The sequence below is a fragment of the Pantoea sp. Fr-CA_6 genome (genome assembly GCF_024520895.1).
Classification (GTDB): domain Bacteria; phylum Pseudomonadota; class Gammaproteobacteria; order Enterobacterales; family Enterobacteriaceae; genus Pantoea; species Pantoea agglomerans.
Window position 1 is genome coordinate 244,470 of record NZ_JALNPO010000003.1, and the last position, 21,329, is coordinate 265,798.

Below are 21,329 nucleotides of genomic sequence, written 5' to 3' on the forward strand. Positions count from 1 at the left end.
CCTGAACCGCTGAAATAAACGCTTTCCTGAACCGAGGTTTCACTCCTTTATCGCAGGTGATGATGAGACACGGCGTAATACTTTTACCCTGGCCCGTCGCGCATTGATTCAAAGGGGTGAGTTCCTGAGTGGAAAAGCACATACGCTACCGGACGCCGCGCCGCATTGGGCGCGCGTGCAGAAAACCGCCCATTCATTGAATCGGATTGCGTGCAGTTGCTATGCTGGCAGAGGTCCGAAGGCGCGGTATGAATCCACCAGTGAATCAAAAAGCGAGATATCTGAGCGACTTCTGGCGATAAGCTGGGCACCAGCAATGGCCGTGAAAATTGCACGTGCTCTGGATTCACTCTCACCTGAATCGCACACCTTCGCAGCCACCAGCAGTCTGTTCAGCCATGCAATGTTCACATCAGCAAACTTCTGTATTTCTGCATTCATTTCAGGAGGTAAGGTCTCTTTTTCAGCGCCCATGAAACTGCCCAGGCAGAGACGATTTTCGGCCTCAAGTGATCTTCGGAAGATTTCAGGAAAGCGACGCAGCGCGTCAATGGGTGATGGGCTTTCTGATTCGATCATCTCGAGTGCGAGCGCACCGTCCTCCCAGTATCGTCTGGCAACGGCAATACCCAACTCGGCTTTGCCTGGAAAATAGTAGTAAATACTCGCCGCTTTGATACCCACATCCTGCGCGAGGTCGCGGAAATTCAAACCGTTATAGCCCTGAGATTGGGCAATTTTCCTGGCCGCCTGCAAAATGGCTTCCCTGGTGTTGACGCTCATCTTGATGCCTTTGGTATTGGGATGATCTCTTAAATAGAGAACGCTAATTTACAGCAAACGCTTACCGGGTTACAGGGTGATTGCCATGGAAAACAGTAAGTTCAATGCATCCAGGGTGCTCAGGCAGACGTCATTGCATCATGGTTTAGCAAGTAACATCGACAGCCGACGCTATCATAAGCACTCTGGTCACCGGGAAAGTCAGTAGATAACTAACCCGGCGTACCGGAGTTTACATCGAGTGGTGCTATTACCGGGCTGGCGAATCCAGCTCAGGAATGCCGCTGTTGCGATCGGCGTAGGCCGCCTGGAAGGCAGGACGTTTTGTCCAGCGCTGCCAGTACGCATCTAAGAACTCAAAACGCTCGTCCAGTGGAGTGGCATTGACCGGGAATTTCGAGAAGGCGATCGCGGTCGCCAGAGTAATATCCGAGAAGGTCGGGGCATCGCCGCCGAGCAGCCATTCGCGGCCGTCTGAAAGATGGCGATTAACCAGCGCGGCGTGAGCCAAAGCTTCTTTACGGCAGTGTTCTCCCCAGGCCTCATTTTTGGTCAATTCCAGCCTGAAGCCGAGGCCGGTGTGCAACACGTGGAACGCTGTAACGATGCGGTACAGGATATGCACCCACACCCGGTTATCCCACATATTATCCAGCCCCTGTTCCAGTGCTGTTTCTCCCATAATCTTGCGGCCCGGATACTCCTGATCAAGATAGCGAACGATGGCAGCCGTTTCAGAAATATAACTCCCGTCAGCCAGTTCAAGGGTAGGTGTTTCGCCCCACGGATTCATATTCAAATGTCGCCAGCCACGCTGCTCTCCTCCAGGGGACATGTCATAGATGGTCTCGGCAAACTGGTCAGCGATGCCTTTTTCATGCATGAAAAGCCGCAGGCGCTGTGGATTAGGAAAGGCCGAAGGTGATGTGAAAAGCTGAAGTTTAGCAGTCATGGTCGATCCTACAGGTTGATGGTTGGGATGTCTAACTAACGTTAGGTAGGCAAACATTAGCGGGCAAATCAACACACGTCAACACCGGTCTAACACTTGTTAGGTTAATTTTTTGGTGACCTTCATGCTTGATACGATATTTCAGCGGAGGCATAGCTGAAGGAGGGGGACAATGACACCCGAGGGTTGAAAAATGCAAATGAGTGGAGAGGCTCGATTCAAACGGTTTTTCAGGTGAGTTACATACTGGCAATTGCTGCCGACTGGTTGCTGGCCAACAGGAAGAGCCGGCTGATAGTCCGGAAGCGCAAGGGCCACGGGGTGAGGTAGTAGCAGTTAGATCAGCCCATGAAGCCGACTGGTGTCGGCATCATCACTGGTCACAAAAATGAGCGGCCGCTGTGAGCCAGGAGCGGACGTGGGGATTTCAAATACCTTAAAACTGCATGTAAAAAGTAATAGGATCGGAAAAAGACTGTTTCATACAGCAAGCATTCTGTATTGACTCATTTAACTCTGATTTCTTTCATGTTTGTCGGGTATGACTATTTTCACCTGTGACAATCCTGGCGTTAAGTTAACGCTGGATATCGTGAAATTCCGTCTCTGACATTCGGTGATCGGTAAACTCCAGCAGGCACACTCTCTCCTGCTCTTTGGCACAGACAAACATAGGCCCAGTGTAGTGGTAAACCAGTGAATGACTATAATCTGAGAGGGAGCTGCGCCAGTGAGCCGCTTGTAGATGTAACCAAACCCACTCAGGGATTCGTAGCCATTGTCCAGTGCTACGTCAGTCGCCGCACGTCCGCTTTTCAGCTCCTGCAGGGCAATATTTACCCGCTGCATTCGCTGGAAGGCCTGAAAAGTGATGCCGTGCTGTTGCAGGAACCAGCGCCGCATCCGCTCCGGGCTGATTCCATGCTGACGAAGATCCGCGTCGGATATACGGGATTTGATATCGCGCCTGACAAGCGCAAGCGCCTGTTCGACAAACAATGGCGCACTGTGCCGTGGTTTTTCACATTATTGATTGTCAAACCCCTTACGATATCAGAACTCTTCGACTGCCCCGCGTAATGTCTCATCTTCTTTAGATGAAATTAAGCATTGCTTTCTTATAAATCTACTAATGATAATTTGCTATAAGCCAGATTGTTTCGTTGTTAGACAGGGGGCGGTGCGGCTTTTATCTTTCGTCATGATTTGTAAATTCCATACAAACATTTGATGAGGGAGCCATTTTGTCCATCCTACTGAAAAGCATAAAAACAAAACCCACGCGTTTTACTCTGGCGCTTAAAATCGCGTTACTCAGCAGTATGGTGGCTTTCTCTTCAGCCTCTTTCGCCGATGTACCCTTAAAAGAGGGCATTACACCAGCCACCGATGCCAGCCAGATTCCGGCAGTGGCTAAGCTGCGTAAAGACACTGTGGTGGCTGGTATCTCTGAACCGCAGGGTATTTTTAACCCTTATTTCTTTGTTAACGGCTGGGACGAAAACGTCACCAACGTGATTTTCTCACGTCTGATTGACTGGGATAGCCACGGCAAGCTGGTGCCAGGCCTGGCCGAAAGCTGGAGCGTTAGTCAGGATAACAATGTCTATACCATTAAGCTGCGCCCACACCTGACTTTCAGCGACGGCTCGCCCCTCACCGCCGAAGATGTGGCGTTTACCCTGACCGTGCTGCATGACCCGAAATATGATGGCGATACTGACATCACCCTCGCCAACATTGTGGGCGGCGCGGAGTATAAAGCCGGAAAAGCTGATAGCGTCAGTGGCCTGAAAGTGATCGACCCGCTGACATTACAGGTCACCACCGGGCAGCCTGGCGCGACAACGCTGGCGAAAATTGGCGGCCCGGTGTTGTCGAAAGCGTATTATGGGAAAGGGTATCAGCGCGGCAATCTCGACTATCTGCGCATGTTGCACGGTAAACCGCTGGGCAACGGACCGTATGTCTATGACAAATATATTCCGGGCCAGGAGATTCGTTTCCACGCCAATACCCATTTTTACCGTGGCACACCACCGACGCCGCGCTTTATCTACCGCGTAACCAACCCGTCCACTAACTTCCAGTTGTTCCAGACCGGCGAAACCGATTACGACTCGTTTACTTCTCGCCCTGATGATATCGAACAACTGAAAATGCTGGGCTTCGCCAATATCAACCTGTTTGGCTCCAGTGACTACAGCAAAGTGGAATTCAACGTACGTCGCCCGGCGTTGCAGGACGTGAAAGTGCGACAGGCGCTGATTTATGGTCTCGACCGCCAGAAGTTGATTGATGTGGTTTATCAGGGCTATGGAAAAGTGGCAATTGAACCTATTGCCCCGATTTCATGGGCGTATAACACAGATGGCGTGAATCCATACAAATTTGACCCGACACAGGCGAAGAAACTTCTTGATGAAGCGGGCTGGAAGCCGGGGCCTGATGGCATCCGCGTGAAGGACGGTAAACGTCTGGAGTTGACGCTGCTGGTGAGCAAGAAAGTGCTGAATGATGCGCTGATCCCCATCGCCAAAGAGAACTGGCAGCAGATTGGCGTGCTGTTGAAGCCGCAGGTGGTGGATTTCAACGCCCTCATGGCACAGCGTAAAGCCGGTAACTATGACCTGGCCTCTTTCAGCACCAGCACACTCAACGATCCACATGATGGCGTGTGGGATTACTACAGCACGGAAGCGAAAGAGTCCGGCTATAACAATCCGCAGGTTGATAAGCTGATCAACGAAGGTAATGCTGTGCTGGATGTGGAAAAACGCAAACCGATTTATCACCAGCTGTATAAAGTGCTGGCGGACGATCCGCCGGTGATTCTGCTGGGTAACCGCGAGATTTTATCGGCCAGTAGTGCCCGCGTCACCGGCTTTAAACCAGATATCTACAACGGGCTGACCGGTAGCCTGCCGGATGTGAAAATCATTAAATAACAGTAACAACTGCCGGGTCTCCCGGCAGTTGTCATGAGAAAGCTATGCGAAATTTTATCCTCAGGCGACTGCTGCAAACCCTGCCAACGCTGCTGCTCGCATCACTGATTATTTTTATGCTTTTCGCGAAAACGCCAGGCGACTTTATCGACGGTAACATTACCCTCACCGCTGCCCGCGCCGCCGAACTGAAAGCTATTTATGGACTCGATCAACCGATCCTTACCCGCTATCTGCATTGGCTCGGCCAGTTGCTGCGCGGCGATTTGGGGTTCTCGCTGCAATACCAAATTCCGGTGAGTCAGCTACTTAACCAGTACATCTGGAACTCGTTCCTGCTGGCAAGCGTTGCGCTGGTGTTTTACTGGAGCATCGGGCTTGCGGTGGGCATTGCCTCGGCGCTGAAACCCAATTCGCTGTTCGATCATCTGGTGAGCGTGTCGGTGTTCGCCGCCATGTCTTTCCCGACCTTCTTTCTCTGCCTGTTGCTTATTAAGTGGTTCGCAGTCGATCTGCACTGGTTGCCAGTGGGCGGCATGACCAACACCGGCAGCGACGATAACGGCTGGGTGTGGGTGATGCAGGTTGCGGCGCATCTGGTGTTACCGGTCATGGCGCTGGTGATGTTGCAGGCGGGCAGCCTGACGCGCTATTTCCGTGCCAGCATGCTTGACGTAGTCAAGATGGATTTTATCCGCACCGCGCGTGCTAAAGGGTTGCGCGAACGTACAGTGATCCTTAAACACGCGCTGCGCAATGCGTTGCTGCCAATCATCACCCTGTTAGGTTTTGAGCTGCCGGGGTTGTTTTCCGGCGCGATCATCACCGAAAAGGTGTTTAACTGGCCGGGCGCGGGGCATATTCATATTGATTCTCTGGCCGCCCGCGATTATCCGGTGCTGATGGGGTTCACCCTGTTTCTTGCGGTATTAACCATTGTGGGCAACCTGATTGCCGATATATTGTACGCGTGGGTCGACCCGCGCATTCGCGTGAGGTCGTGATGTTCGGTTCCCTTTTCTCTACGAATCGCCGCTTACGCAAGGCGGAAATTCCGGCGATGGCGCAGGCCACACCTTCTCCGTGGCACCAGGCGTGGAAAGCGCTGCGCCACAATCATCTGTCGATGCTGTGCCTGGTTCTGCTGGTAATCATGACCATCTGGTGCGTGCTGGGCCCGGTGTGGTCGCCGTGGAAAGATGACGCCACCGATGCGCTGATGATCAACAAACCGCCTGGCGCAGAACACTGGCTGGGCACCGATTTTCTTGGCCGCGATATTTATACCCGCCTGCTGCTTGCCGGTCGTATCTCGCTGATTATTGGCCTGATGACCATGCTACTTTCGGTGGCTCTGGGCTACCTGCTGGGTGCGGTATCCGGCTATGCCGGCGGCTGGACGGACAAACTGATTATGCGCATGGCGGATCTGGTGATGACGATCCCCAGCCTGCCGCTGCTGATTGTTGCCGGAGCGATGTTGTCTGAGCTGGATTTTTCGTCTGATTCGCGCATCTACATGGTAGTAGTGATGCTTAGCTTGCTGGAGTGGCCGAAGCTGGCGCGTCTGGTGCGCGGGCAAATCCTGTCACTGCGCGAACGCGATTTTATGCTGGCGACGCAGGTCCTGGGCCTCTCTTCGCGCCGCCGCCTGTTCGGTCATCTGTTGCCGAACACCATACCCATTCTGGTGGTGATGGCGACCATGGCGGTGGCCAACGCCATCCTGATGGAATCCGCGCTTAGCTACCTCGGCCTTGGCGTCGTACCGCCAACGCCCTCATGGGGCAATATGATGGACGCGGCCAACAGCCTGATCGACTTTCAGCGTCGCCCATGGCTGTGGATGCCGCCGGGCATTGCCATTTTTCTGACCGTCATCGCCATTAATGTGCTGGGCGATGGCCTGCGCGATGCGCTGGATCCGAAGATGAAACGGAGCCTGAAATGAGCGAGCCGCTAATTACCTTTAATAACTTATCCATCTCCTTCGCCAGCGAGCAGGGGCGTGTGCGCGCTGTACAGGATGTCTCCTTTACCATTCAGGCAGGGCAAACCATTGGCGTTGTTGGTGAATCTGGCTGCGGCAAAAGCGTTACCGCCATGTCGCTGATGGGACTGTTACCGCCGCAGGTTGCGCGTATCGACGGCGGAGAAATCCGCTTTCAGGGCACCGATCTGCTTGCCCTGAAGCCGTCGAAAATGGCCGATCTGCGTGGTAATCAGTTAGCGATGATCTTTCAGGAGCCGATGACAGCGCTCAATCCGGTGCTGACCATTGGCGAGCAGCTTTGTGAACCGCTGATACGCCATCGCGGCGAAACACCAAAAGCGGCCTGGACGCACGCCACGCAACTGATCACCGATGTCGGACTCGGGCGTGCGGAGAGTCTGATGGGTTGCTATCCGCATCAGCTTTCCGGCGGCATGTTGCAGCGCATCATGATTGCCATGGCGTTAAGCTGCCAGCCGAAGCTGCTGATTGCCGACGAGCCAACCACGGCGCTGGATGTCACCGTGCAGGCGCAAATCCTGCGCTTACTGCGCGACCAGGCGCGGGCGCAGCACATGGCGCTGATGCTGATCACTCACGATTTGGGGGTTATCGCGCAGATGGCGGAACATGTCGTGGTGATGTACGCCGGGCGCATCGTTGAGCAAGGCCCGACTGCCGATGTGCTACACAACCCACTGCACCCTTATACCAAAGGGCTTATCGCATCGCGCCCTGTTCCGGGCGAGCGCCGACGCCGCCTCTACTCCATTCCCGGACAGGTGCCTGACCTGGCCGAACTGCCGCCGTACTGCGCGTTCTATGATCGCTGCGAACGCAGAACCGCGCAGTGCCACGCGGTCATTCCGCCGCTGATCGGGCATACGCGGCAAGCCGCATGTATTCACAGTGAGTTAGCGGAGCCGATCGCATGAGCCAGCAATATGTTATTGAAGTGGACGAGTTGAAAAAGCATTTCTCGCTACGCGACGGGCTTTTTGGTCAGGAAACAGGACAGCTACGCGCTGTGGACGGCGTCAGTTTTAACATTCGACCTGGCACTATTTTTGGCCTGGTGGGCGAATCCGGTAGCGGTAAAACCACCGTAGGACGCACGCTGCTGGGGCTTTATGACAAAACGGCAGGTAGCGTGAAGTATCGTGGTCAGGAGTTGCAGGATCTGACGCCGAAACAGATGCGCGCGCTGCGCCCGAAAATCCAGTTGGTATTTCAGGATCCTTACAGCTCGCTGAATCCACGCATTCGAATAGGTGATGCAATTGGGGAAGCAATGCTGGAACACACGCTGTGCAGCAAAGAAGAACTGCGCGACAAAGTGCTGGAGGTAATGAAAATCTGTGGACTGGCGCCGCAGCATTACAATCGCTTTCCCCATGAGTTTTCCGGCGGCCAGCGCCAGCGTATCGGCATCGCCAGAGCGCTGATTCTCAACCCGGATTTTATTATTGCCGACGAACCCATCTCGGCGCTGGATGTCTCTATTCAGGCGCAAATCATTAACCTGTTTTCCGATTTGCGTGATGACCATGGCGTCACCTTCCTGTTCATCTCTCACGATCTCGGTGTCGTGGAGCATTTGTGTGATGACGTGGCAGTTATGTATCTGGGGAAACTGGTGGAAACTGCCAGCCGCGATGCGCTGTTCAGCCAGCCGCTTCACCCCTACACCCAGGCGCTGCTGGCGGCGGTGCCGACGCTTGCCCCTGGAAGCTTATCCGTGCCGGTGGTGCAGGGGGAAATTCCGGATCCTTCGCGCCCGCCCTCTGGCTGTCGCTTCTCTTCTCGCTGCCCGCAGGCAACAGTACGCTGCCGCACAGAAATTCCGGAACTTCGCGAAATGCGCCCCGGCCATCAGGTGGCGTGCCACTGGGTGCAGCTGACGTAATAAAAAAGAGAGGATTCATCCTCCCTGGTTGATGGAGTCTGACGTTCAATGATGTAAAAAACACGCCTGTCAGTATCAGAAATTAATCCTGATACGACCCTGTCTGAAAAGGTCATAAAAACCTATCTGACCTGCTCCCAGCAAACTGACATAGCAATGTAAGCAAGTTCCGCTTCTGGTACAAAACTTCCTGCTGAAAAGCGCGGATGACCGCTATGAGCGAGAAGCGGACGTAGTAACCGCATTGATTGTAAGTGGGTCAGGTATTGTTAGTTATGCTTCTGAGCATGTCCAAAATGAGCTTTGCTGCTGTCCCTTCATGATCTAAATCAGGATCATAAATGGTCATTGTAATGCCACAGCAGCGCATATTTCTGAAAAGTTCGCGACAGAGATTTACAAGTGTTTCAGAAGACAAACCGGGATTGCCGGGACAATCAACTGCAGACATTTCAGAACTGTCCAGGACATCCATATTAAGATGAATCCAGTAGGGCATTTCAGGAAAAAGGTTAAGCCGCTCGAATATCACATTGATGAGATGATGATCAGGCAACTTAAGCGCGTCAAAAATAGTTATACGCCGGATATCAGTGCCTACAATGTCAGGCCATTCATAATCTTCCAGGAGCGACTCACGCTCTCCCAACTGAATCACTGCGTCATCCTGAACCAGGGATCCTTCGATACCGGGCCATGCAGTCAGTAATGGCTCTCCCCGACCGGTAACGAGTGCCAAATCCATTCCGGCCGCAGCGCCTGGTCGTGCTCCTGGTTCTCGCTTCCAGTTGCCGGGATGACGGAAATCGCTGTGGCCGTCAATATGCACAAGTGCAAGTTGCCCTAACTGACGCCTGCTGCCCAGCAAGGCTCCGGGCAGGATGGCGCAGTCGCCTCCGATAACAACGGGCTTTAAGTTGCGATGATGCTCCGCCTCTACTTCATCAGCCAATCGTAGATTAAGTTGTCTGAGCTTGTGACCGTTCAGGATATCAGTACCTGGCTCACATTCAGGACTGTATTCAGGGCAGGGAACAGTAACAAAGTTACAAGAGGGAAACATTTTATCGAGTCCGTGGTGCATGAGAACTGCTGGCGCACGGAATGTGCCCGGTATGTGCCCTTCATAAAGAGGGTTGAGACCAAGACTAGACGGGACAAGAATTATTTTTTCCATAAAAATCCTGATCTTAACTGGGTTGAGTACCACATAAACTAAGCTTTCTTACGAAACAGTTTTGTCGCCGAGATAAAATTCGAGGTGTTAACCTGTGCCAGAACGCACAAGGTTCGCTATAAGTGAGAGGCTGACATCCATATTTTAACGTTTATATCGCCGTTTCCACTCATCCACGACATTACCCAAATTCTTAGGGGTAGCATTACTTATCCAGATCATAAATTCACGATTGAATCGGAAATTCTCTCCACACTCTTTGATCATAAAACGGCGAACGTTTTGTGTGTTTTTGTAATTTTTATCAATGATGGTCGAACGTGTTAGTGAGGAGCTATGCCAATTGGTTTCCATCTTTCCAGCTCCCGTAATGAGTGGTTTTAAATAAAAATTAGTACTCCACTTTAGTCAGAGAAGCTGAAATTTCTCAAGGTCCGCTTCTGGCACAAACCGGACATCGGCATCACGTAGTGTCCGCTAAGAGCGAAGAGCGGACCTTGTTTATGCTTATACTTTTTGAATTAGAACCCCTGCTACATGACCTACATAATTGATATGCTATTGAAACTGGCAAATCAGGAAGAAATTCATGGACAAGGACACACTGGTTACACTCTTGAAATTCAAGCGCTGGATTGATGCTGAAGCGCTAAAAGCAGTTAAAGCTATCAGCGAATCTGCTTATGCAGAAAAGCGTCATCTGATGCTAAGATTGATGAACCATATTCATGTGGTAGACATGATTTTCAGAGCAAATATTTCGGGACGGCAGCATGGTTACACTGCCCTGAATACCCCTGAAACACCCTCTGTAGATGAGCTTGAGGTCAAAATGGAAGACTGTACAAACTGGTATATTCAGCACGTCAGCTCAATGGCTCCGGCCGATTTAGGAGAAACAATTAAGTTCAGTTTTGTCGATGGTGGAGAGGTAGAAATGACAGCCATAGACATGCTAAATCATATGCTTTTTCATGGAACCTACCACCGTGGGGCAATAGGCTGGTTAATTTCAGAGTGCGGAGGTGTTCCTCCGAAAGATGTGCTGACGGTTTTTCTAAGGGATCATAATCACTGACAGGTAAGTTCTTCAGCCCATCACCTATCCAGCGGCTTTGAGGGCCGCTTTGGCGAGAAGCCTACCTTAACGACCTGCGATGGCGATAAGTTTGGGCTAAAAATTTTCAGAGATAATGCTTAGAGCTCTCTCAAAAGTCTGGCTGGATTGCCAGCATACACCCCTTTAATTAACACAGGCTTTGTAACCACGCTACCTGCACCAATCACCGCACCACTGCAAATGTCCGTTGTTAAGATAGTTGCTCCGCTCCCCACGGTTACCGCGTTGCCTAATACGATATGTATCCAGCTTTCTGCAGAAGCATCAGGACCGCCATTCTTGAACAGGTCGTTAGCAAAGGTTACGCCATGGCCTATAAAACAGTCCTTACCCAAGGTAACGTTCTCACAGATAAAAGTGTGAGACTGTACTCGGGTTCTGTCGCCTATAACGCATCCCTTTTGTATCTCTACGAATGGTCCTACAAAAACATCATCGCCCAGTTCACACTCATAGATGTTTACCGGCGTGATTACTTTCACATTTTCACCTTGTTTTACGTCACGAATGCCACTTTCAATAACCTTCATATGAGCTGTGTCCTTCCTCGAGATGATTCGGCTAAAAGCTTGAGCAGGTTTTGAACTTCACCAAGTGCCCAAGTTAACCTGCTTTCACTCATTCGCGCACTATGATGATCGCAATGTCCGCTCCTGGCACACAGCGGACTTTTACTGCAGGCTTAGGTCCGTTATGAGCGAACAGCGGACCTTTGACAGCGTTTCTCACTCAATGTGAAAACTGGGATACGTTAGCTCTCAACCAGCGATTAAACGCACAATCAGGGGAAATAGAACCATGCTGTAGAAATGAGGTCATTTTTGATTTCAAAAACAGCAACGCTCTCCAGAGGCTGTTCAGATAAACCATATATTAATTCGTGATCGAAAACTGTATTACCCATTACGATTCTGGAAATAAGTTCTGCTCTAAGCAACGGATTGTTAAAGCGATTATTCATGTAAAACTCACGTAATGATTCTTTACCAACAGTTGAAGGACGCTCACTTGGCATCCGATAACCTTTGAAATCCTCTGAAAAGCAAGACATGAATGCTTCAATATTGTGTGCATTATAGGCTTCAAACTGAGCTTTAACGGGTGAATCGTTAGACATAAAAGCACCTCATATGATTTTATATTCATTTTAATTGCATATAAAATCATATGAGGTGCGTAATAACAAGTTCAAAAATAAACTGAGTCAAATTTTGATGCAGTCCGCTTCTGGCACTTAGCGGACATTGGTGTCAACAACCTGATGGCCCCCTCCGGCTCCCCGGCACGGTCGGGTAGTCAGCCCCACTGAGCTAACCGGCTGGGCCGGTAAGCTCCGCCGAATCCCTGCGGGGTTCGGGTCTGACGGCTAGTGTCTGATGGCAACAGCCAGGTCAACCCCTGCAGCGGGCGTTCACAGGCCACAAAAGGATGTGGCCGCTGAGGACCGGCCCGGCACCGTGCCGTTCCGTTCCGGGGCCGTGCCCTGTTCATCCTTTCGCGTTCTGTTTTTTCCCCTGAGCCTCTTCGCCGTGCAGAAACCTGGCACCGGGGCCTGGCAGGATGTAGACGTGGAAGTTGCCGGCGGCCACTTTAATGCGAAAGAAAATCCGCAGGAAACGCTGCGTGCTTTACCGGCATTTCTTTGCTGAATCCGAAAATGATCTCCGTAACGATGCCGGAGATCTTACTGCTGCTTCCCGGCAGGGGCCGAAAAGTACCCCTGTAATCGCTATGGCATTTTCTCTGTCATCGCTACAGCACTTTGCTGCGGCAAAAGCACGGCAGGTTTAAAAAGAGCGCAATCATGCTTTGACATGCCAGCCTACCTACTAGTAGATTTACTGAAAGCGCCCTGCGTATCTTAGAAAGTCAGCCTGTTATCACATGTAAAAGATAATGGGATGAGCGATAACTCTAACTTCTGCCATGTTGAGTATATTCATGCATAAACGTTCTCTTACAGTCCGTCAGATAATAGTGCGCCTGGCGCTTATTGCCTTGGTCCCTTTGCTGCTGATTGTTCTGTTCCTGTGGGCTGGCGGGTGGCTGAAGACCAGCCGGCTGACGTCCGACAAACTGGTGGCAACGTTAGAAAAATCTGGCGGCCACCATCCGGGCTATCGCCGCAATCATGCTAAAGGCGTCTGTATTCTGGGTGATTTTGCTGCTAACGGTAACGCCAGTTTCCTTTCGCGTGCGGCTCTTTTCGCGCCAGGCGACACGCCTGTGACAGGCCGTTTAGCTATTGCGGGCGGCAATCCGAATGCGCCCGATTATGCGGTACCGGTGCGCAGTATGGCGCTGGCGTTTTATCAGAAAAATGGTGAGCAGTGGCGCACCGGTATGAATGCGATGCCGTTTTTTCCGGTGCAGAGCGTACAGGGATTTTACGATCTCCAGATAGCCTCGCTGCCGGACGCACAAACCGGTAAACGCGACCCTGCCAGAATGCAGGCTTTTGTGCAGCAGCATCCGGAAATCAAAACGTTCTTTGCCTGGGCAAAGCAATATGTGCCCTCTTCAGGCTGGACCCGCGATCGCTTTAACAGCCTGAACGCATTTAATTTTATTGATCCAGAAGGCCACTCACATCTGGTGCGCTGGAGTATGGTGCCACACGCCGACTATCAGCCGCTGGATGAGAAAGAGAAAGAAAACACTGATTTCCTTCAGCGCGACCTTGAGCAGCGGCTGGCGCAGGGGCCGCAGAAATGGGACCTGATTATCACCGTTGCAGGCCCGCATGATAAAAGCAACGACGCATCGATTGACTGGGCAGCCGATCGTCAGAAGATCAATGCTGGCACGCTGACCATTAACAAAATGACGCCACAGCAGCAGGGTGCCTGTAATGACATTAATTTTGACCCGCTGATTTTACCGGATGGCATTACTGCCTCAGATGACCCGCTTCTGAATGCCCGGTCATCCGCTTACGCCAAATCTTACAATGCACGCACTCATGAACAGGCGGAAACTCACTGATGAAACGGCATAACAGATTTCACCCGGCCCTGCGGGTCATCCACTGGCTGATGGCGGCGGCCATTATGGCCATGTTGTTTATTGGCGTTGCGATGGTGTCTACGGTTTCGTCCCTGCACGGCCTGCTGGTTGCCATTCACAAGCCGCTGGGCCTGATGATTTTAGTTCTGGTCATTGTTCGTCTGTGGATCCGGTTCACTACCTCGACGCCTGCACTTCCGGCCACGCTGCCGGGCTGGCAGAAAGCATTAGCGCACCTCTCACACTGGGCGCTGTATGCCATGATGCTGGCTCAGCCTCTGCTCGGCTGGGCGATGCTGTCGGCGGCGGGCTATCCTGTCACGCTGGGTCATCTGGTGCTGCCGCCCATTATTCCGGTAAGCAACGACACCTGGGCGCTGCTGCGGCCGCTTCACAGCTGGGTAGCACTGGCGCTGTTCGTGACCGTCCTTTTACATCTTGCCGCTGCGCTGTTTCACGCGTTGATCCTGCGCGATGGCGTATTCAGCAGTATGGCGGGTATCCGCAAAAGCTCCACGTCAGGGGCTCTTGACAACCCGGCTGACGGTCAGTAGGTTCAGGGCCGTTTAGAGATTTGACGCTATTTTTATTTTTGCTGCCGGAGCCCGGATGAGTACAGAACGTTCACAGAAAGCCGAAGAAATTATGCACCATACCCGGGAACTGCTTACCTCCGGTGGATATAACAGCTTCAGCTATGCTGATTTAGCGGAACGGGTTCAGATTCGCAAGTCCAGTATTCATCACCATTTCCCCGGTAAAGCGGGTTTGGTTCAGGCGGTTGTCAGTGACTATCGTCAGCAGGCACAGGCAGGAATGGCAGCTACCAGTCAGCATTTCGTCGGAGATGCGCTGGGCGAAATAAACAGCTATGTAAACTTCTGGGCAACCTGCATAAAAGAGAACAACTCCCCTTTCTGTATTTGTGTGACGCTGGCTGTTGAATTACCGGTTTTACCCAAAGAAGTGGCTCAGGAAGTCAGTGGTCATTTTGCCGATCTCACGGACTGGCTCACTGGCGTAATGAGCAGAGGCGAGAAGAGCGGCGTATTTACTCTGCGGGAAAATGCAGCCACTGAAGCTAAATCGCTCATGGCGACGGTACATGGTGCCATTATCTCTGCGCGTGCTTTTAATAACGCTGACGTATTTCTGGAAATTGTGAAACCGGCCATCGGAAGATTGGTGAAATCACACTGAGTCAACGCAGATAAGGTGTTGCCTGGCGGATTTAAAGGCCGCCTGACCGGTTTTATTCCGTCAGCAGCCAGGCTCACTGGCTTATTAAAACGCGAAACCGCAGGGCAGTTACGGCGACCGGGTTTCGCAACAATTAAAATGAGCGGTTACATGCCCCATATGAAGCAGGGCATCATCAGCCGGTGTGTTTATCACTGCCGAGCCTACCTTCTGATAGGTAGGATGATTTTACGGTGCGGACCTGAGTTCGCCTCACGAAAGTTAACGATTGAAGAAATACCCTGATGAAGGCTATTTCACTGCACCCTGACTCAGACGGAGAGGTTACAGATGACGACTATTCGAGCACTGTCTTCCATGCCAGATTTTGCAGCATTGAATACCGTAAGAATGAATGATCGGTTTCCCGATCCAATTGCCTCAGGTTTTCAGTCTCAGCTGCAAGAGCAGGTCCGGCTTTCCCGCTCTGAAGCCTCAAAAGAGCCCGTCATGCAAAAACAGTCTGCCACTGAGCCCCCGCGCCGGGCAGATATTGACTCGATGCTTGCACAACTGCTCGCCAGCAGAAAAATGCTATTACAGCCGGCCCGGACAGCCCCTGTTTCTGCAAAACCTATCAGGGAAAATCTAACCGCATGCAACCTGACTGATAATGCTTTCAGTGAAGCGTCTGACGCTAATAGCAGTGAGTCGGTTAAGCAGGCCGATTCAGGGGTATATGAGAAAATAAACAGAAAACATCCTGAATTAAGATGTGATTCCTGTTGTTATTCGCTTGTTTCAGATTTTTTCTTTGCCTGCCCGCAACCTTACCCGCCCGTAACCCTGACACCTTCAATCATTTATATCTGGATCGCACCTGAATTTGTCCGGGCGCCGGTGCCTTTTTACCGCGGCAATCCATTGCGTATACGCCGGCTTCGTCATTTAAACCAGACGGGATATCGCCATGCGGGCCGTGGCTTAAACTGAGCACAGTAATTAAATATGATAACAGATTTTCATCGATGGCTTTAACGGGCACGCCATTCTGTTAATTAAAGGTCTGTTTCTGTAAATACACTATCAGAAATAGATAGCCTGGGGAATTTAGTGCCTGCTTATTTTATTACCTGACGAAATGAATACTGGATTAAATCAGGTGAATCCTCTCACCTGCATTATCTGTAATAAGTAAAATCAATCTGGAGAGTCATCATGCGAACCAACACATTACTATCTGCCAAAGCTCAGAATCAATGGCTTCATTCTTACTACTATATTCGTGCGGCGGGATCGCTTGTCTGGATTACCCTTGCGGTACTGATAGGAAAAAATAATCCCGCGACTGGTGCTGTTCTGCTTGTTCTCTATCCGGCATGGGATGCTATCGCGAATTATCTGGATGCCAGTCGATCCGGCGGATTGTCAGTTAACCCCCCCCAGAAATTTAACTTTATCGTCAGCCTGCTTGTCGCCGCTGCTATTATCTGGGCGCTCTCTATCAGTATGAATGCCACCATTAAAGTTTTTGGGCTGTGGGCCATATTTTCAGGTGTACTGCAGCTCTCGGCGTCCGTTCGTCGCTGGAAACAGGCTAATGGACAGTGGGCAATGATATTAAGCGGCGCGCAATCTGCATTAGCGGGTGTGTTTATGTTTAAACAGGCGAGCAGTAATATGGCTCTGGATGTGACCACGGTTGTGCCTTACGCGGCTTTTGGCGTCTTCTATTTCCTGATTTCGGCCATCACCCTGACCATAAAAAAGAGTCGTCGAAACAGGGCTCACTGCTGAACCCTAAAACTGGCGGTTTAACGGCCACTCATAATCTGGCGGCTAATAGCATTTCGCCGTCAGTCTGACCCACAATTAAATCAGGTTAATGTCAGAGGTGAAGCAATGTGTTCTCATGATCATCAGGCAGAGCTCTTCTCGTATCGGCTGACGATCGATAATCTCGATGCTGCGCTTATCCATATCCTTGCTGAGCGTTTCCGCTGCACGCATAAAGTGGGTGAGCTCAAAGCCGCACATCATCTGCCAGGAACTGACACAGGCAGAGAAACCCTGCAGTTCACCCGATTCAGAGAAATCGGGCAGAGTGCAGGTCTTGACGCGAATTTTGTGGAAGGATTTATGCGCACAATTATTGATGAAGTGGTCCGCAGGCACGGGGAAGTGAAAGCATCTCACACGGAGAGACCGGCCTGAGAAGCGGCGACCTGAGCGACATGACGTTCAGATCAGCATCCTGTCTGCAAGGTCCAGCAAGGCGCGCAGGCGGTCCATATGACGCAGATCCTGATGGTATCCGACCCAGATATCCCGTGAAGGTGGAAAATCGGACGTTGCTATGCGCTGCAGGCCAGGTGTGGTATCACCCAGCGGTTGAGGCAGTACGGCGACGCCCATTCCCCGTAGGCACATCTGTGCCTGCACAGCCCGGCTTGTGCTTTTAAAGGCAGGTCGTGACTGCGGAAACTTCTCCAGCAGCCAGGCGACGTCAGGAAAATGTGACTGTCCGGTATTCATCAGGATCAAACCCACCGATGAGGGCTCTGTCAGCAGCGCCTGTGCCGTTTCTGGCGTCCCGTAAAGCGCGTAGGGCACACTCATCAGGCGGCGCTGGACGATATCCGGATCGGTAAAGGGAACGATACGAAACGCGACGTCCGCATCACGGCGCGACAGATCAAGCAGGCGGAAACTGGCAATCACCTCCGGCACAATTGCCGGATGACGGCGCGTCAGTTCACTCAGCACGGGTGCCAGTACAGTGTTAGTAAACCATTCTGCGGCGGAGATGCGCAGTATTCCTTCAAGACGGTCGTGATTACCCGCCAGACGTCGCTCCAGTGCCAGCGCGGAATTTTCCATCGCCTCTGCCAGTTTCATGACGCCATCACCGGCATCGGTCAGCACCAGACCTTCTTTTGTGCGACGGAACAGCGCCTGCTGCGCCTCATCCTCCAGTGCTTTAATGCGGCGTCCGACCGTCGGATGACTTACGCCCAGACTCAATGCCGCCTTGCCGAACGAGCCGTTACGGATGACGGCAAGAAAGACCTGAACATCTCCCCACTCCATACGCTGAACCCACCGTTCAAAAATGAACGGCCAATATACAAAAGTGTCAGTTCTCAAACAACTTGGCAGGTATCACCATAGGTTCTTTCACTCCGTCGCCTCAGGCGGCTCTTACAGGAAGCGAAAGTATGAACAGACTCAAAGGCAAAGTTGCCCTCGTTACCGGTGGTTCAAAAGGTATAGGCGCCGGGATCGCCCGCCAGCTGGCTGCTGACGGTGCAGACGTTGTCATCAATTACCTCTCAGACAGAAACGGGGCAGAAAAGGTAGTTGCGGCGATTGAAGCTGCTGGCGGAAAGGCAACGGCCGTCGCGGCGGATGTCACCCGCCAGCCAGAGGTTGAGTTACTCATTAACACCACACTCGAATTTTTCGGACGGCTGGACATTGTGGTGAACAACGCCGGTGTTTATCAGTTTGCCAGCATTGAGGAAAGCACCGAGGCGCTTTACCGCAGGCAGTTCGACATCAATGTGCTGGGCCCCTTACTGGTCAGCGCCGCAGCCGTGCCGCACCTGGGTAAAGGCAGCAGCATCATCAACATCAGTTCGTTCGTCACCCGCGTTTTTCTTGCGGAGAGCGCCATTTATAGCGGGGCCAAAGGCGCGATCGACGCCATCACCGGTGTGCTTTCCAGAGAGCTGGGCCCCCGGCAAATCCGCGTCAATGCAGTCAATCCTGGCCTGATCGAAACCGAAGGAAGCCATAGCGCTGGTGCGATGAACTCAGACTTCCAGAGATGGAATGAGGAGCAGACGCCGCTCGGCCGCATCGGACAGGTGAAGGACGTTGCGCCGATCGTCTCCTTTCTCGCCTCAGACGAGGCGGCATGGATCAGCGGTGAGGTGATCCTCGCCTCCGGTGGCATGCGCTGACCGGGACGGCGTTACGTTTCAGCGGGGTGACCTGCCCTGCGAACTCAACATTCCCGATTACCACGTGTCCTTACCTGGGAAACTGTTCCATAAGGAGTGATCTATGTCGGCACACAGCATCCCGCACGCTGAGCCGCGCCGCTGGGCGATGTTTATTATCTTACTGGTCGGGGCATTCTTGCCGCCGCTCGATTTCTTTATTGTTAACGTGGCACTGCCTGCTATTCAGAATGAGCTGAGCACCACTTCCTCGGCGGAACAGCTGGTTATTTCATCCTATGCTGCTGTTTATGCCGTGACCCTGATCACCGGTGGCCGGCTGGGTGATATCTACGGTCGCGGAAAGATGTTCTTTATCGGGCTGATTGGGTTTGCTGCGGCATCGTTGCTGTGCGGTTTTGCCGGATCATCCTGGGTACTGATAGCCGGACGGATATTACAGGGCGCCACGGCTGCCATTATGGCCCCTCAGGCGCTGGCTTCTGTACAGGTCATTTTTCCCGAAGCGGAGAGACCCTTAGCACTGAGTATCTATGGCGCGGTGTTTGGTCTGGCCTCTGTGATCGGACAGGTCCTGGGTGGGATCCTGATTTCAGCCGACCTGTTCCATCTGGGATGGCGGGCGATTTTTTTGGTTAACCTGCCAGTGGCACTCCTGGTCGTTCTTTTTGGTCTGCCGCTGCTGAAAGAAACGCGGGCGCGGGTGGCGCAGCGGCTTGATCCTGTAGGTACACTGCTGGCCACATTAACGCTAAGCGCGCTGATCGTACCGCTGATTGAAGGGCGTGAAGCGGAATGGCCCTGGTGGACGTGGATGTTATTGCTTACCTTCCCGCTGCTGGCCGTGCTGTTATGGGGCTATGAGCAACGGCTCAGCCAGAAGGGCGGATCGCCCCTGCTGGATCCGGACGTATTACGCGCCCCAGGGCTGGGGCAGGGACTCGTAATTGTTTTACTGTTTTATTCCATTGGCACCTTCTTCCTTCTGTTTTCGGTTTATCTGCAGGGCGCACTGCATTTAAATGCGCTGAGCGCAGGCACGATTTTTCTGCCGTTTGGCGTGGGTTTTCTGATCGGTCCGTTACTGACGCCCTGGCTGAGGCGATTTACCGGTCATTACCTGAGCGCAATCGGGATGGGATGTGAAACCGCCGGGCTGGCGGGCATGTCAGGATTGATTGCCATGACGCTGACGGGCAAACCGCCCGCCATGCTGCCGCTCGCCGCGTTGCTTTTTGTGACCGGTATGGGGCAGGGACTGGCGATGCCAACTTTGGTGCGGATGGTTACGGGCCAGGTCGCGCCATCGTTCTCAGGCATGATTGCGGGAATAACCAGCGCCACCTTACAGATCAGCACGGCGCTTAGCGTCGCCGTGATTGGCGGCATTTTTTACAGCATGCTGGGCAGCAGTCACAGCGGCGCAGCCATTACCCATGCCTTTATTGTTGCGCTTCTCACAATGGCCGCCTGCTTGGCTATCGGGGCTGCGCTGAGTACACGACTTATCCGGCACGGCCCGGAGAGTTTCGCGAGCCAGGCCCGCGAATCCCAACGATAACATGACAGCCTCAGCTGGCTGCGAGGCAGCAGCCAGTTGATAAGCCCGCTGTCTTCGCTTACATGGTGCACCGCCTGTGCATTGGAATCTGATTGCTTCGTCATCATTTCACACGCAATATCAGGATGCTGGCTATGCAGTATGTAAAATCAGCCCGCTTTTACCAGCCGCATATGCTGATGGTTCGTCAGCAGATGACTGCGGCCGCAGCAGGATTTGAAAGTCTGTCGACGTTTAATCGGGAGTTTAAATGTCGGTCTGGCCGGTCTCCGGCAGAGAAGATAAAACACATGTAGCGTCATTTTTCTGTTGCGCCCGTACAGCAAACGCCGGTATTTGTATCATCGCCTTAGTAAGACGGGCATTGAATTTCTGACTATTTCAGGGATAGCAAATCTGATAGCCGCTTTGTGCCAGATGTGAGCGTAAGGATTGCAGTCATCTTTTTTATTTATTGTTAAAAGACTGGGCCTGGTAAGAGGGTTAAAAGGTTGAGGCGCGATAGTGGTGTTTATGTAGTTAAAGAAAAAGTAAATTAACGGATTTTCTAAGAGATGGCATTATCCGGCCCGGCTTCCCGTGCGTAATGGATAATGACGTTTAACGACTATTTATTTTTCCCTGTCAAGGGGGCGCCGTCAGGCTTCATCTATTTTCCACGTGAGGTCGATGAGGAGGAACGTAAAGAGTCAAATGCCGGGTAGTCTTGCGAGCTCTGCTAAAGGGCTATCAGTAGATT

The 21,329-nt window shown here is 52.2% G+C and carries 21 protein-coding genes and 2 pseudogenes; 15 read left to right on the forward strand and 8 right to left on the reverse strand.

The genetic code is table 11. The features are described from left to right. Positions 1-219: 219 nt before the first annotated feature. The 3 genes and pseudogenes from NR201_RS07175 to NR201_RS07185 all read right to left on the reverse strand — a co-directional run. Positions 220-783 (reverse strand): TetR/AcrR family transcriptional regulator, encoded by a 564-nt coding sequence (locus tag NR201_RS07175; protein WP_256849574.1) that lies wholly within the window; start codon positions 781-783, stop codon positions 220-222. A 250-nt stretch (positions 784-1,033) separates the two neighbouring features. Then, complete coding sequence (locus NR201_RS07180; RefSeq protein WP_031292479.1) at positions 1,034-1,735, reverse strand: glutathione S-transferase family protein; 702 nt, start codon at positions 1,733-1,735, stop codon at positions 1,034-1,036. Between the two features lie 580 nt (positions 1,736-2,315). Then, positions 2,316-2,746: pseudogene (locus NR201_RS07185) on the reverse strand (helix-turn-helix domain-containing protein); the annotation flags it as partial. 311 nt (positions 2,747-3,057) lie between these two features. Here NR201_RS07185 and NR201_RS07190 point away from each other — a divergent pair. From NR201_RS07190 to NR201_RS07210, 5 genes are read left to right on the forward strand one after another with little or no spacing between them, the layout of a single operon-like run. Then, positions 3,058-4,683, forward strand: a complete 1,626-nt coding sequence (locus tag NR201_RS07190; protein ID WP_371316178.1) for an ABC transporter substrate-binding protein — start codon at positions 3,058-3,060, stop codon at positions 4,681-4,683. A gap of 44 nt (positions 4,684-4,727) precedes the next feature. Then, entirely contained in the window at positions 4,728-5,687 is a 960-nt protein-coding gene (locus NR201_RS07195; protein WP_256849575.1) for an ABC transporter permease, read from the forward strand. Beyond that, positions 5,687-6,634, forward strand: a complete 948-nt coding sequence (gene opp4C / locus NR201_RS07200) for an oligopeptide ABC transporter permease (RefSeq protein ID WP_033760940.1) — start codon at positions 5,687-5,689, stop codon at positions 6,632-6,634. Before NR201_RS07195 ends, opp4C begins: the two co-directional genes overlap by 1 nt. Beyond that, positions 6,631-7,611: an ABC transporter ATP-binding protein gene (locus tag NR201_RS07205; RefSeq protein WP_250489326.1), complete on the forward strand. Its 981-nt coding sequence runs from the start codon at positions 6,631-6,633 to the stop codon at positions 7,609-7,611. The genes opp4C and NR201_RS07205 overlap by 4 nt, the downstream gene beginning before the upstream one ends. Continuing rightward, entirely contained in the window at positions 7,608-8,582 is a 975-nt protein-coding gene (locus NR201_RS07210) for an ABC transporter ATP-binding protein (RefSeq protein WP_033773706.1), read from the forward strand. Before NR201_RS07205 ends, NR201_RS07210 begins: the two co-directional genes overlap by 4 nt. 259 nt (positions 8,583-8,841) lie before the next feature. Here NR201_RS07210 and NR201_RS07215 read toward each other — a convergent pair whose 3' ends face one another. Further along, positions 8,842-9,759, reverse strand: coding sequence for an arginase family protein (locus tag NR201_RS07215; protein ID WP_256849576.1), 918 nt, complete (start codon positions 9,757-9,759; stop codon positions 8,842-8,844). Positions 9,760-9,903: 144 nt separating this feature from the next. Then, positions 9,904-10,113 carry a DUF6434 domain-containing protein gene (locus NR201_RS07220; protein ID WP_072171226.1) on the reverse strand — a complete coding sequence of 70 codons (210 nt, stop codon included), beginning with the start codon at positions 10,111-10,113 and terminating at the stop codon, positions 9,904-9,906. 235 nt (positions 10,114-10,348) lie between these two features. Here NR201_RS07220 and NR201_RS07225 point away from each other — a divergent pair, with 235 nt between their 5' ends. After that, on the forward strand, positions 10,349-10,837 hold the full coding sequence (locus tag NR201_RS07225) for a DinB family protein (RefSeq protein WP_256844000.1): 489 nt from the start codon (positions 10,349-10,351) through the stop codon (positions 10,835-10,837). Positions 10,838-10,956: 119 nt separating this feature from the next. Here NR201_RS07225 and NR201_RS07230 read toward each other — a convergent pair whose 3' ends face one another. Together NR201_RS07230 and NR201_RS07235 are read right to left on the reverse strand one after the other, a co-directional pair. Then, complete coding sequence (locus NR201_RS07230; protein ID WP_033761045.1) at positions 10,957-11,409, reverse strand: acyltransferase; 453 nt, start codon at positions 11,407-11,409, stop codon at positions 10,957-10,959. A 251-nt stretch (positions 11,410-11,660) separates the two neighbouring features. Continuing rightward, a complete protein-coding gene (locus NR201_RS07235; RefSeq protein ID WP_256844001.1) occupies positions 11,661-11,996 on the reverse strand; it encodes a nuclear transport factor 2 family protein in 336 nt (111 codons plus the stop codon). Between the two features lie 824 nt (positions 11,997-12,820). Between NR201_RS07235 and NR201_RS07240 the strand changes: the two genes are divergently transcribed. From NR201_RS07240 to NR201_RS07265, 6 genes are all read left to right on the forward strand, one after another. After that, a complete protein-coding gene (locus NR201_RS07240; protein ID WP_061704198.1) occupies positions 12,821-13,864 on the forward strand; it encodes a catalase family peroxidase in 1,044 nt (347 codons plus the stop codon). Continuing rightward, a complete protein-coding gene (locus NR201_RS07245) occupies positions 13,864-14,439 on the forward strand; it encodes a cytochrome b (RefSeq protein ID WP_061704199.1) in 576 nt (191 codons plus the stop codon). The genes NR201_RS07240 and NR201_RS07245 overlap by 1 nt, the downstream gene beginning before the upstream one ends. 55 nt (positions 14,440-14,494) lie before the next feature. Beyond that, positions 14,495-15,085 (forward strand): TetR/AcrR family transcriptional regulator, encoded by a 591-nt coding sequence (locus NR201_RS07250; RefSeq protein WP_061704200.1) that lies wholly within the window; start codon positions 14,495-14,497, stop codon positions 15,083-15,085. 330 nt (positions 15,086-15,415) lie between these two features. Continuing rightward, positions 15,416-16,057 carry a hypothetical protein gene (locus tag NR201_RS07255; protein ID WP_256849577.1) on the forward strand — a complete coding sequence of 214 codons (642 nt, stop codon included), beginning with the start codon at positions 15,416-15,418 and terminating at the stop codon, positions 16,055-16,057. A 225-nt stretch (positions 16,058-16,282) separates the two neighbouring features. Next, positions 16,283-16,861, forward strand: coding sequence for a DUF308 domain-containing protein (locus tag NR201_RS07260; RefSeq protein WP_061704201.1), 579 nt, complete (start codon positions 16,283-16,285; stop codon positions 16,859-16,861). 105 nt (positions 16,862-16,966) lie between these two features. Continuing rightward, entirely contained in the window at positions 16,967-17,278 is a 312-nt protein-coding gene (locus NR201_RS07265; protein ID WP_073999548.1) for a chorismate mutase, read from the forward strand. Positions 17,279-17,305: 27 nt separating this feature from the next. Here the strand turns inward: NR201_RS07265 and NR201_RS07270 are convergent, their stop codons facing one another. Further along, positions 17,306-18,154: a LysR family transcriptional regulator gene (locus NR201_RS07270; RefSeq protein ID WP_061704203.1), complete on the reverse strand. Its 849-nt coding sequence runs from the start codon at positions 18,152-18,154 to the stop codon at positions 17,306-17,308. A gap of 128 nt (positions 18,155-18,282) precedes the next feature. On the opposite strand from NR201_RS07270, the gene NR201_RS07275 reads away from it, so the two are divergent. The 3 genes and pseudogenes from NR201_RS07275 to NR201_RS07285 all read left to right on the forward strand — a co-directional run. Further along, positions 18,283-19,029 carry an SDR family NAD(P)-dependent oxidoreductase gene (locus tag NR201_RS07275; protein ID WP_061704204.1) on the forward strand — a complete coding sequence of 249 codons (747 nt, stop codon included), beginning with the start codon at positions 18,283-18,285 and terminating at the stop codon, positions 19,027-19,029. A gap of 103 nt (positions 19,030-19,132) precedes the next feature. Further along, on the forward strand, positions 19,133-20,590 hold the full coding sequence (locus NR201_RS07280) for an MFS transporter (RefSeq protein ID WP_256849578.1): 1,458 nt from the start codon (positions 19,133-19,135) through the stop codon (positions 20,588-20,590). A gap of 104 nt (positions 20,591-20,694) precedes the next feature. Further along, positions 20,695-20,886, forward strand: a pseudogene (locus NR201_RS07285) (AraC family transcriptional regulator); the annotation flags it as partial. Between the last annotated feature and the right edge of the window lie 443 nt (positions 20,887-21,329).